Raw genomic sequence first — 11,811 nt, forward strand, 5'->3', positions numbered from 1 at the left:
GGACAGTCATTGCTAATGCCGTTGACTGGGCAGCTCCGACAGATGGTGCTGATGCTATCTGGGATGAAGTGAAACCAGCTGAACCGCTCGATGATGAGTAACAAGTAACCATACATTCATCTGAAGAAGTAGCATACTTTGAGAGGGAACACCACGAGAGCAGGCCAGATACGGAAGTGGAAGCAGCAGGTCGCTACATATTAGAAGAGAGAGAGAGAATATAAGACGGGAAAACAGGACGGTTGGGTCAAGGTTACGGAGTGAACGAGTCGATTTTTAAGCGATGTCCTAAGTCGGCTTTCTGAATACGTTCGTTCTCTTAAGATCTACAATCAGACCAGATCGATCTGAACTAAGTCAATGATAATCTATGTAGAGCACTACTTAATGAGTCTATCAAGAAAACCAGCGATCTTCATGATAGTACAGAACTAGAATCATTTTCTAGTACATTTCCTTCTTTATTTATTTCACTACGATTTTTGATCGCATCACCGGTTTGCTCATCAAAGAGATGGATACGATCTTCAGGAAAAGTAATAGGGATCTTGTCTCCACTCTTAATATCATTATCACTACTCACCTTTGCAGTTAGTTGATCATCCCCTACCTCAAGATATAGATAACTCTGATCACCCATCGGTTCTACTACAGACACTGTTGACTCAATATCATTTTTCTCATTATTAGGAGATACAATATCTTCGGGCCGAATTCCAAGTGTTAAATCATCTGGTGCGTTTTCCAACTGTCTACGCGTAGCCTCTGACAACGAATATGAAAATGCATTGTGTTCCAGATGTCCATTCTGATTTCTCACAGACAGAAAGTTCATACTCGGTGATCCAATAAATCCTGCAACAAATTTATTTTTAGGTTGATTATAGCACTCCAACGGAGGAGCTACCTGTTGCAGCGTGCCATTCTTCATTACTGCAATGCGATCGGCCATTGTCATTGCCTCTGTTTGATCGTGAGTCACATAAACTGTTGTAACTCCAAGATCTTGTTGAAGATCCTGTAATTCTGTCCGCATCGTTGTTCGGAGCTTAGCATCCAAATTTGAGAGAGGTTCGTCCATCAAAAACGCTTCTGGATCTCGTACAATGGCTCTACCGAGTGCTACTCGTTGTTGTTGCCCTCCTGATAGTGCGTTTGGAGTAGCGTTTAGATGGCTTTCTATCCCCATCATCTTAGCCACATTTTTTACTTTTGTTTCTATTTCCTCATCAGATAGCTCAGTCGTCATTTTAAGGCCAAATGACATGTTTTCCTGCACTGTCATCTGGGGATATAGGGCATAATTTTGGAAAACCATCGCTAAGTGTCGTTCCTTGGGTTTTTTGTTCGTAATTGGATCTCCATCTAGCTTAATCTCCCCTTCAGTTACTGTCTCTAACCCTGCAATACATCTAAGAGTCGTAGACTTTCCGCAACCGGAAGGTCCAACCAAAACCAAAAATTCCCCATTTTTAATTGACAAATTGATCCCATCAACTGCAACAACTTTTTTGTCTGAGGAACTGTATACCTTTGTCAATTCTTCTAAAGCTATTTCACCCATCTAGTCTCTATGTCACTGTTGATCACTAGCTACATAAATTTTTCGATTATTATGATATAAGAGTTTGTTGATGACCAATTTTTTAGCGTTCAAGAGTTTAACGTCTTAATATCAGCGCAAGTAGTATGAGTTAGTCAAGACCGATGGTATTTTTCTTTGAATGTGCCGATGTTCAATACACTCCAATAGCTATTGAACAACTCCTATTGATGGATTAGTCAGGAGCTCTAGTAGCTATCCTCAAGGAGGGCTGAGATCGCCATGTTCTGGTAGACAGGAATCCAACACAATCGAGTGAAACTTGGTTCTACGCTCAGTCTCGAACCTATGGTGCATCTGCTTTCATCGCGACTAGACTCGAAATTGAGCGACCCGCTATCTGGCATTAGGTCCCTCTTGCTTGTAGCATTGATTCTACCAAGGGAAGAGACTAACTGTCTTTATCAATTATTACCAAATAAATAAACAATATTTATACTAAATCGGGTATTTGCTACCCTTTCATACCACTTAACGTCATGCCCTTCTCGAAATAATCTTGTAGAAAAATAAATAGAAGTAGAATCGGTCCGACTAGGATTAGAGCGATCGCTAAAATCGAACCCCATTCAACTGCATAGGTTCCACGAAGTGCAAACAATGCTACGGGCAATGTGTACATCTCCGAAGTTTGCATGATAATTAAGGGCCATTCGAAGTTGTTCCAGGTCCATAAGAAAACAAAGATTGTGAGCGTTGCAACTGCTGACTTAGCTTGCGGTAGATAGATCTTGTAGAATACCTGTAACTCGTTACAGCCGTCCATTCTGGCGGCTTCTCCAAGCGAAGCTGGCATACCTTTGAAATGTTGCCGTAGCAAAAATATGCCAAAAGGGTTTGCGACAAATACAATGATCAAACCGAGATGGGTATTGGTAAGTCCCAAATTTGCTATTATCAAATAAAGAGGGACCAAGAGTACCATAGTCGGAACCATCATAGTCGAAACAAATAGTAGGAATAATTTTTCTCGCCCCCTATAATCGAATCTCGCTAGTGAGTACCCTGCTAAGGTGTCAAAGACAACATTGAATAAGGTGACAGCAACAGCCACAATTATCGAATTAAGAAGCCATCGCTCAGCTGGATACTCTTGGAATACCCGTATATAGTTTTCAAATGTGAAACCGCTCGGAGAAAAAATGATCTCTCTAGCCGTCGCATTCGTTGAAAGCGAACCGTTGACCATCCAAAATAGGGGGAGGATCAGGAAGACACCGAACAGTATCGTGAACGCAACTAGGAGTTTTCTCTGTAATTGATACGCTGTCCCGCCGTAACCGGGATACTCTTGATTTCTGCGTGACATCTCAATAGCTCACCTCTTGTTGGTTTCTTTGAGTATACTGGTAATAGCTGAATAGGAAGATGAAGATAAATAACATAACAGCCATTGCTGATGCTGATCCTAAGTCACCAGCGCCAAATCCTCTTTGATAGATGTAGACAACGATCGTTGTTGTCGCATTATATGGGCCTCCTTGAGCAAAGACGTACGCATACGCAAAGACCTGGAATCCATTGATTATTGCTAACACAATCACGAAGAAAGTTATATCGTTTAAATTAGGCCAAGTGACGTTACGGAACTTTTCCCACGTTCCGGCCCCATCAATTCGTGCTGCATCATATAATTCAGAGGGAATATTCTGGAGTCCAGACAGATATATAATCATATTAAATCCGATATTTGCCCAAATAGCCATCAGCATCACACTGGGTAGAGCAGTAGCCGTACTAGTCGCCCAATTATGACTAAGGCCGATTAGACTTAAATATTCATTGGCAATCCCCTGATCTGCAAGAATCCAGCGCCAAATAATAGCTATAGCGGCGGGGCTTAACATGACTGGAATGAAATACATTGCTCGGACGATATCTTCGCCAGGGATATCTGAGTCTAATAGCAATGCAGCACCTAAGCCACCATACACTGCTAAGGGAACCACCCCAGTTATGTATATCACAGTGTTCCTTACCGCGTACCACCATAAATTTGCCTCAGGTGAGCGAAGCGGGGCAAAGTTATTTTCCCATGGATAGGGTTTCAAGAGATTGATATAATTATCAAGTCCTACCCAGCCCTGAGCACCGCCTAACGTGCTCCATTCGAAAAGCGATAGTATAAATGCAGTTGCTACAGGAATAAATAAAAACGCGATAAATGTCATTAAATCTGGTAGTACAAATAGATATCCATACAAACGGTCATCATTGTCTAACACCTTCTCCTTAAACGATGATGGGCTCATATTTATGTAGATTGATGATCTAACTAAGGATCGATTCGATGCTGTTGTGCATACTTTCAATAGCCTCTCTTGGTGTAAGATCCCCGGTATAGGCACCTTGTCGCGGTGGGAGCAACGCTTCTGCAACGATCTGATTAGTGTGTTCTCCAAATATCATTGGGTTGGAGTGTGGAATCAGTTCCTGAATAGGTTGTAGGCGGGGTTCTTCTTCGAAGATCGGATGATCAGAGTGAGTTTCCATGGGGGACAATCCAGAAAGGGCTTCTAAATGATACTCCACTCCATCTTCTGAGGTTAAGAATTTGAAGAGCTCAAGCTGCGCCTCCGATTCCATATTGGCGTTCATCCCAACTCCATGTGAATTCAACACAGATGCCTGTTCGCCGCCTTCAGGAATGGGGGGTGTGGTACATCCGATCTTATCCGCGATACCCTCGTTCATTGCATGGTCAAGAATCCAGGGACCACCAAGAGTGGCAGCGCCCAGTTCTTCACCGAAGGCTACGCTATATCGATCTCCAATATCAACGTCAGCTACTGCGAGATCATCTTCAATCAACCCCACGATGAATTCTAGGGCTTCAACCGCCTCTGACGAATTAATCCTAGATTCCGTATAATCCTCATTCACGAACTCAGCACCGTTCTGCCATATGAATGGGTAAAACAGATCGGTAATGGACTGGTTGAATGGAATGATGTATGGATTATCAACTCCGCCTTCTTTCAGATCTTCCAAGATACCTCTGAAGTCCTCCCAAGTCCAGTTATCTGGAATCGACTCGATCCCAACTTCTTCAAATAATTCAGTATTATACCAGAATCCAGAGGCTGGGGTTACTTGGGCAGGCAACGCATACATGCTTCCATCAGTCCACGTGTACATATCGATGGACCTTTCGTAGTAATCATCAAGATTAATCTCGCCCTCCTCGATGAGCGAGTCTAAATTTTGAAGGGCATTTTCACTAGAAAAAGAGGGATAAGATGCTTCATACTGAAGATACAAGATATCAGGTCCCTCCCCTCCAGCGATTTCAGTTTGCATACTCTCGTGATACTCTTCTGCAGGATCCCCAGGAACTAGCCTTAATTCAGCCTCCCAATCCTCATGGCTGCTAGACCATGTCTCCATTTGATCATACCTATGCTGGGCCTCTGCATCTTCTTCCCAGTGAGTTACCTCCACTGTATTTCCTGAGTTTCCACCTCCACCGCCGATACATCCTGCAAGGGAAGCCGCTCCGAGCGCACCCAGGACTGATCGCCGATACATTTTGTTTTGGTCGTTAATCACTCGCATGCTCCGTCTTATTGCTTGAACTTGATCATAATAAATGTAGTGTTTTCCCCACTCAGCAATCCAGAAATACGTCGTCGCACGCGCGAATCGCACAAGGCGGAGACGCGGACGTGGTTCGCGGTGGAGAGCCCGTCGCAGTTTGGAATCCGGAGGTGGTTCTGAACCGTCACGCCGGTGACGTGGACCGATTCGCAGTTGCGGAACGCGAGCGTCCAAGCTGGCGCGTCCCGAACCGTGACGTCCCGAACGGACACATTCGCGCAGTCGTCGAACAGCATCACTGGACCAGGCCAGAACAGCGGCTTGGCCACCGGCCATGTCTCTGTCCCCTCCTCAAGGTTGAGGAATGCGTCGCTCTGTTACGGCTGGGGTTCGCCCTCACTTACGAGTGGGTTCGCGGACGATTGTCCGGAGTGACTGCGGATCGGTTTATCCATCTTCATCATGTCCGTGCCGCGCCCGACGATCATTCCCTCTCCCCTGATGGTGACGTTCCGACCGCCGTTGACGAAAAATAGGGGATACTCGCCGTCGAGGCCAACGTATTCTGGGGGGCAGTCATAGTCAGACGCTGTGAGACCTGCCCGAATCGTCGCGCCACCCGCGAGCGAGAGCGTCGCTTGAGAAGCACTCAAACAAATCGTTTGAGCGGTTCTCTGAGTCACCAACAATGTGCTTCATAAGAGCGATTTTCAATATCTGGAATTTGGAACCAGCGCAAACCGCCGGACGATTACTCTTCTACGACTGGGTTCGTGAGCGTCCCGATTCCCTCGATCTCAGCCTCGCAGGTCTGGCCCGGCTCAAGGAGGTCGACAGGATCGCGGAAGACACCTACGCCACCTGGTGTCCCGGTTGAAATAACGTCACCAGATTCAAGCGTCATGTTCGCACTGATGTATGCCACCAGTTCCGGAACGTCGAAGATGAACTGACGCGTGTTTGAGGACTGTTTCGTTTCTCCGTCAACGCGCAATTCCACCTCGACGGCGTTGGGATCGAAGTCCTCGCCTGCGACGAGTGTTGGGCCCATCGGTGAGAACGTATCGTAACTCTTGCCCCTGAAAAACTGGCCATCGGAGAATTGAGCGTCCCTCCCACTCACATCATTAAGTACCGTGTAGCCAGCAATGTAATCATAGACCTCGTCCTCGTCGAGGTCCTTAGCAGTGCGACCGATGATGGCAGCGAGTTCTACTTCGTAGTCAACCTGTTCGCCACTGGGATGGACAATTGGACTGTTCGGATTTGTGACCGTAGTCGGGGCCTTCGAGAATAAGAGCGGAACATCAGGAAACTCCTCGTCCTGTTCCTCAGCATGGTCGCGGTAGTTAAGCCCGGCACAGACGATCTTCGGTGGACGGGGAACTGGTGCAAGTAGATTCACCTCAGCCGGATCGACTACTGAGAGGGTTTCATTTCGAACTGCGTTTTCCAACTGGCTAAGATACTGCCGATTGGTCAGATCTTGATACGATGGTTCGCCGGCTGGGAGATCAGCGAGCGCGTGGATTCCTGCATTGGTTTGGACACCCCACGTGGGGCCGGCACCACCGTTGTATCGAACAAACTGCATCACTCAATCGATATGGACCTAATGACTTAAATATTGGTTATGAGGATCGGAACGCTGATCGAGGATGACTCTCGCAATACCCAATAGGGAGAACTGCTAGGTACTGCAGGCCTCAGAGATATTGGACTATATTTATCAGAGAACCTGTCCACTGGTAGAATATGGATGTGAATCCATCGCGAAGTTCACTTGTAGTCTCAGATGAACAATCGTTGAGGCATGTGAGGAGACTCCAATTCCCGAATTAGGCCTCATTGAGCAAGTATTGGAAACAGACCCAATCCCGCGTGAGGAAATTTCAGACTATGCAGCAAAGGCGTTCAGGTCACTCCCTCTCGGTGATATTCCAGATGATGGTGAGATAGCACTTGGTGTTGGGAGCCGTGGAATAGCTAACCTCAGCAGTATCGTCGCCGGCGTCGTTACGGAAGCACAGGGGCAGGGTTCAAGCCGTTTGTATTCCCAGCAATGGGAAGTCACGGAGGGGCCCCTACCGAGGGTCAACGCGAAATGCTGGCTGACCTCGGCGCCGATGAGTCAACTGTCGGCTGTGAAATTCGTTCAAGCATGGAGGTTACCGAAATTGGCCGGACCACAGAACGTGCTATACCGGTTGTCGCTGACGTAAATGTTGTTGCAGCCGATGCTATTGTCCCAATAAACCGAATTAAACCTCACACCAATTTCGATGGTACAGTCGAAAGTGGCCTCTCGAAAATGCTCGTTATCGGTATAGGCAAGCAACGCGGTGCGAAGATCGCTCACGACTGGGCAGTCGACTACTTGATGTCGTCATCCTCGATCATCAGGGCAAAGACATCAGTGGCCAAGGAATGGATACAAACGTTATTGGTCGACGAACATTCGCGATTCAAGAACCGGAGCCTGACCTACCAGACATAAATCGGATCTACACGCGTGGGTGACAACTCACGGAAACGCAATGGGTATGGGATCAGCTGATTTCATCCATGCGAATCTTCTCAAAGAGATCGATATACCAACGACACTCATCAACGCACTAACGGCAATGAAGAAGCTACGGGATCGCGACGATCTCCGCGTTGTTGAAGAACCTACCCAGATCAACTTTGAGTCGGGTGACTTCACTACCTCCCCCCCTCCAGACGAAACAGCTACGCACGATAATTCAGAGCAGACAGGGTGCAGTCCAAGTAGCGACTGAGAAGAGGGCCGACATCGATTCGACCGTTATCACGTTAGCCTGATGAAGAGACGCAATACCGAGGATCGCATCCAGCGTTAGATATCTAGCTCATCGATAACGATACGTCGTTGTTCATCCGAAGATTGGTAGCTCGCTTCCGTGAGCTGGACGCCCCGTGCTCCTTTAGTGAAGTCCCATGGAAACGGTTCATCCGCGACGACATAGCGGATGAACTTTGCCCACTGCGTTTTAAATGCGTTCTCGAACTCTCGATTATTTGGCACCCGGACCCAATCCTCGTAGTAATCGTGTTCTTTTGGCGTATCAGGGTTCCACTCCGGCTTGGGGGTATTGGCATGGTGCTGAGTCTTACAATCGCGTAATCCAGCCACTGCGCTACCGTTCGTCCCGTCGACCTTAATCTCAAGGAGGTCGTCGCGATTGACCCGCACCGTCCACGAGGAGTTGAGTTGTGCGACAACATCGTCTTCCAGTTCCATGATGGCGTAGGCGGCATCGTCGGCTGTCGCCTCGTATTCCTCGCCGTTTTCATCAACGCGGTATGGGATGTGAGTTTTTCCGAGACAGCGCACCGCCTCAATACGGCCGAAGAGATCCTCAAGGACGTAACTCCAGTGAGAGAACATATCGTCGATGATTCCTCCACCGTCCTCTTTGCGGTAGTTCCATGAGGGACGCTGTGCTGACTGGCCGTGTCCTGTGAATACCCAATATCCGAACTCAATCTGAACCGAGAGGATATCTCCGAAGAAGTTCTGATCGATCAACCGCTGGAGTTTCATCAGCCCTGGGAGCCAGAGTTTGTCTTGAACAATGCCGTGTTTAACGCCACTGTGTTTCGCTTCGCGGGCGACGTTCAGCGCGGTATCGAGATCGCCAGCCAGCGGCTTCTCACAATAGACATTCTTACCGGCCTCGATAGCTTTCAGGAGTGCCTCCGGTCGCCGCGGTGTGACCTGTGAATCAAAGTAAATCTCGTCATCCCCTTCGAGACACGTCTCTAACTCAGGGTCGGTGGTCCACCGCTCGATTCCGTGTTCCTCGCTCAATGCACGCAGTTTCCGCTCGTTTCGGCCGACCAACAGTGGGTCGGGTATGACCCGTTCTTCGTTGGGCAATTTGACGCCACCCTCCTCGCGTAGCGCCACGATGGATCGAATGAGATGTTGGTTCGTTCCCATCCGGCCGGTCACGCCATTCATAATTATGCCAATCTCTTGCATGGATAGATGTGTCGTTCTTCTCTGTTCCTCGAAACAACAATAACGTTTCGATTCTCTGGACAAAGAACAGCGAGTTTAGTCCGTTGCGAACTTGTTAGATGGGAAATATCTATATCGATAATTTCTTATAGTGTCTTGGAGCAATCGATGATATGGCTACGAAAGTAGGCTATATCGGTGTCGATCACCATCACCGTGACCCATACTTCGCCATCGCAAGCGAACTCGACCTCACTATTACAGCAGTCTGTGAGCCTGGACGACGAGTAGACCTCGCTAATCTCACCGCGATGGATGAGCGCCCGGACGAGATAACGACGGAAAATGAACAGGTAGCGGAGCTCGTCGCGGATGCATCCGTATACGAGGATCCCCATCAGCTAATTAAGGAAGGTGACGTCGATGTCGTCTGGATCACGTACCGCAATGATGAAACGCCTTCAATAGTCGAGACAGCCGTCGAAAACAGCGTTCACGTTATTAGTGAAAAGCCAATCGGGCGCACGGCCGAGGATCTCGAGTCAGTTGCTCGCCGAGCTGATGCGGCGGACGTCACCGTCTCGCCAACAACGTTCTACCGGAAAAACCCCATAGCGATGGACCTCCGCAAACGCATCCGAAACGGTTTCTTCGGCGATGTATGGACCGTCGAGGGACGTTTCAATGCGAGCCAGCTCTCCTATCGGAATACCAACCATTACATCTATGATCAGGAGACGAGTCGAGGTGGTGCTCTTCAGTGGATTGGTCCCCACTGGGTTGATATGATGCCGTGGGTGCTCGATGATCCCATCGCACGAGTGAATGCCCGATTCCACGATGCAGCCGATGTTAACGTTGAGGCGGGAGCTATCCTCCAGTTCGAGACGAGAGAGGGCATACTAGGGACCTACCACACAGGCTACTACCTGAACGAGCGCGGAAAGGACACCCACCTCGGCGTATACGGGACCGAGGCACAGGCGCGGACGCCCGTCCACCATGATTCACTCCAACACGAACCAACCGTCCCGCTCGAACTCACGTCCGACCATAATAACTGGTCAGGCACATCCCGGCGTACCATCAACTACGAGTTTACCTACAACCGGTTCCCAGCTTGGGGAGACTACGTCCAAGACTACTTTGAAGCCTACTTCGATGGATACGAGACGGGAAATGTACCAGCAACGATAGATGACGCGGTCCAGTTGCTCCAAGTTCTCGACGCGGCCTACGAATCTAGAGAATCTGGGAGTTGGGTCGAAGTTGCGGAATGAACAGGTCAGTTTCACACTAGCTTTCCAAGTCCGTTTTCTCGACACTCTTTCTCTCAAGGTTTAGTCCAACTTCCAGTACAGTTACCCTCACACTCACCTATCTACATTTCATTACCCAATACAGGTTCGGTGTTCGATATTGATGAATTTTATAAGGGTGGCCCTGTATTTCTAGGTATGTCACGCAACAACAGATCAAAGACACTCCAAACGACCGCGACATCAGCAGAAATCCTCAAAGTACTTGATAGCTTCGATGGGGCCCGGGTTTCAGAGGTTGCTAAGCAGATGGAGATGCCGAAAAGCACTGTTCACGGTCACCTCGCGACGCTTAAATCGAAACAATTCGTGATCAAACGGGGAGATATCTACTATCTCGGTCCAGAGTTGCTTCGTCTAGGTAATCAAGTCCGAACACGCAAAGAGGGATTCGTTCTGGCACGTGAGTTCACCGAGAAGCTATTTGAGAAAGTTGGACTGCGAACCGTATTCGCTGTAGAGATGGGTGGTAAAGCCGTCTTCCTTCATACTGCGTCAGGGAGGAAAACGGGATGGACGCATGAACAGCTCGGGAATCGTCTATACCTCCATAGTACTGCGGTTGGGAAGGCAATACTCGCGGAACTACCTCGGTCAAAAGTCGAACAAACCCTTGACGAGTGGGGAATGCCCCCAAAGACGGAGAACACAATTACGGACCGCGAAGAGTTGTTTTCGGAGCTCGATGAGGTATGCGAACGCGGATACGCGGTCAATAACGCGGAGAACCTCAGGAAACTGTACGGTATTGGCGTTGCTGCGACCGAACAATCGGGAAATGTAATTGGCGGCTTCAGTATTACCGGCTCGAAGCACGCCTTTAGTGACTCAAACAAAGAACACCCCCTCGCGAACGTGGTAACCGAACTCGTCAACGAATATGAGCTAGAACTTGCGCTCACGTAGGGATGTAAGAATGATCCCGAGTTTGTTCATATCCCTCTGTTCGATATATGGGAATACTATAAGCACACATGTTACATTACAAACGTATGCTTGTCATCTGTGTCATCTATACCCACTCCCAACGCAATTTTAGAGAGATATTCGTTCGATATAGTCGAATTAGTTATAGGCAATAGTTCACTGCACCTATGTCGGACCTGAGAAACGAAGAGCTAGGCCGGTCGCACGTACGGCTGAAACCACCAGAGGGAGTCGTGATGTTTGCAAGTCACTCCACCAAATCGACAATAGCGTGATGGCCAATAAATCAGCTATCACGGACCATTGCGAGTCCTCCATCTGAATCTTCCAATTAAGCGGCTACTTATCATCGAGCGATTCAGCTGGTTTCACTTCATCCCAGATAGCATCAGCACCATCTGTCGGAGCTGCCCAGTCAACGGCATTAGCAATGACTGTCC

At 48.3% G+C, this 11,811-nt stretch carries 9 protein-coding genes and 1 pseudogene; 3 read left to right on the forward strand and 7 right to left on the reverse strand.

Going from position 1 to position 11,811, the window contains the following annotated elements; genetic code table 11:
* Positions 1-415 precede the first annotated feature (415 nt).
* The 6 genes from WOA58_RS18635 to WOA58_RS18655 form a co-directional block, all read right to left on the reverse strand.
* Positions 416-1,564, reverse strand: coding sequence for an ABC transporter ATP-binding protein (locus WOA58_RS18635; protein WP_340605806.1), 1,149 nt, complete (start codon positions 1,562-1,564; stop codon positions 416-418).
* Between the two features lie 493 nt (positions 1,565-2,057).
* On the reverse strand, positions 2,058-2,912 hold the full coding sequence (locus tag WOA58_RS18640; protein ID WP_340605807.1) for a carbohydrate ABC transporter permease: 855 nt from the start codon (positions 2,910-2,912) through the stop codon (positions 2,058-2,060).
* A 1-nt stretch (position 2,913) separates the two neighbouring features.
* Complete coding sequence (locus WOA58_RS18645) at positions 2,914-3,855, reverse strand: carbohydrate ABC transporter permease (RefSeq protein WP_340605808.1); 942 nt, start codon at positions 3,853-3,855, stop codon at positions 2,914-2,916.
* Positions 3,856-3,874: 19 nt separating this feature from the next.
* Positions 3,875-5,152, reverse strand: coding sequence for an ABC transporter substrate-binding protein (locus WOA58_RS18650; RefSeq protein ID WP_340605809.1), 1,278 nt, complete (start codon positions 5,150-5,152; stop codon positions 3,875-3,877).
* Positions 5,153-5,166: 14 nt separating this feature from the next.
* On the reverse strand, positions 5,167-5,436 hold the full coding sequence (locus WOA58_RS19160; protein WP_390220990.1) for a glycosyl hydrolase family 28 protein: 270 nt from the start codon (positions 5,434-5,436) through the stop codon (positions 5,167-5,169).
* A 455-nt stretch (positions 5,437-5,891) separates the two neighbouring features.
* A complete protein-coding gene (locus tag WOA58_RS18655) occupies positions 5,892-6,734 on the reverse strand; it encodes a fumarylacetoacetate hydrolase family protein (RefSeq protein WP_340605810.1) in 843 nt (280 codons plus the stop codon).
* 208 nt (positions 6,735-6,942) lie between these two features.
* On the opposite strand from WOA58_RS18655, the pseudogene WOA58_RS18660 reads away from it, so the two are divergent.
* Positions 6,943-7,920, forward strand: a pseudogene (locus WOA58_RS18660) (hypothetical protein).
* 77 nt (positions 7,921-7,997) lie between these two features.
* Here WOA58_RS18660 and WOA58_RS18665 read toward each other — a convergent pair.
* Positions 7,998-9,146: a Gfo/Idh/MocA family protein gene (locus WOA58_RS18665; RefSeq protein WP_340605811.1), complete on the reverse strand. Its 1,149-nt coding sequence runs from the start codon at positions 9,144-9,146 to the stop codon at positions 7,998-8,000.
* A 152-nt stretch (positions 9,147-9,298) separates the two neighbouring features.
* Between WOA58_RS18665 and WOA58_RS18670 the strand changes: the two genes are divergently transcribed.
* Both WOA58_RS18670 and WOA58_RS18675 read left to right on the forward strand, forming a co-directional pair.
* Positions 9,299-10,405: a Gfo/Idh/MocA family protein gene (locus WOA58_RS18670; protein WP_340605812.1), complete on the forward strand. Its 1,107-nt coding sequence runs from the start codon at positions 9,299-9,301 to the stop codon at positions 10,403-10,405.
* 177 nt (positions 10,406-10,582) lie between these two features.
* Positions 10,583-11,350 carry an IclR family transcriptional regulator gene (locus tag WOA58_RS18675; RefSeq protein ID WP_340605813.1) on the forward strand — a complete coding sequence of 256 codons (768 nt, stop codon included), beginning with the start codon at positions 10,583-10,585 and terminating at the stop codon, positions 11,348-11,350.
* Positions 11,351-11,811 lie beyond the last annotated feature (461 nt).

The organism is Halalkalicoccus tibetensis (assembly GCF_037996645.1).
In the GTDB taxonomy this organism is placed as follows: domain Archaea; phylum Halobacteriota; class Halobacteria; order Halobacteriales; family Halalkalicoccaceae; genus Halalkalicoccus; species Halalkalicoccus tibetensis.

Bases quoted from the DNA above. Each gene is read 5' to 3' on its own strand.
- WOA58_RS18655 (WP_340605810.1), bottom strand. From the start codon at position 6,734: ATGCAGTTTGTTCGATACAACGGTGGTGCCGGCCCCACGTGGGGTGTC.
- WOA58_RS18640 (WP_340605807.1), bottom strand. From the start codon at position 2,912: ATGTCACGCAGAAATCAAGAGTATCCCGGTTACGGCGGGACAGCGTAT.
- WOA58_RS19160 (WP_390220990.1), bottom strand. From the start codon at position 5,436: ATGCTGTTCGACGACTGCGCGAATGTGTCCGTTCGGGACGTCACGGTT.
- WOA58_RS18665 (WP_340605811.1), bottom strand. From the start codon at position 9,146: ATGCAAGAGATTGGCATAATTATGAATGGCGTGACCGGCCGGATGGGA.
- WOA58_RS18645 (WP_340605808.1), bottom strand. From the start codon at position 3,855: ATGAGCCCATCATCGTTTAAGGAGAAGGTGTTAGACAATGATGACCGT.
- WOA58_RS18635 (WP_340605806.1), bottom strand. From the start codon at position 1,564: ATGGGTGAAATAGCTTTAGAAGAATTGACAAAGGTATACAGTTCCTCA.
- WOA58_RS18675 (WP_340605813.1), top strand. From the start codon at position 10,583: ATGTCACGCAACAACAGATCAAAGACACTCCAAACGACCGCGACATCA.
- WOA58_RS18670 (WP_340605812.1), top strand. From the start codon at position 9,299: ATGGCTACGAAAGTAGGCTATATCGGTGTCGATCACCATCACCGTGAC.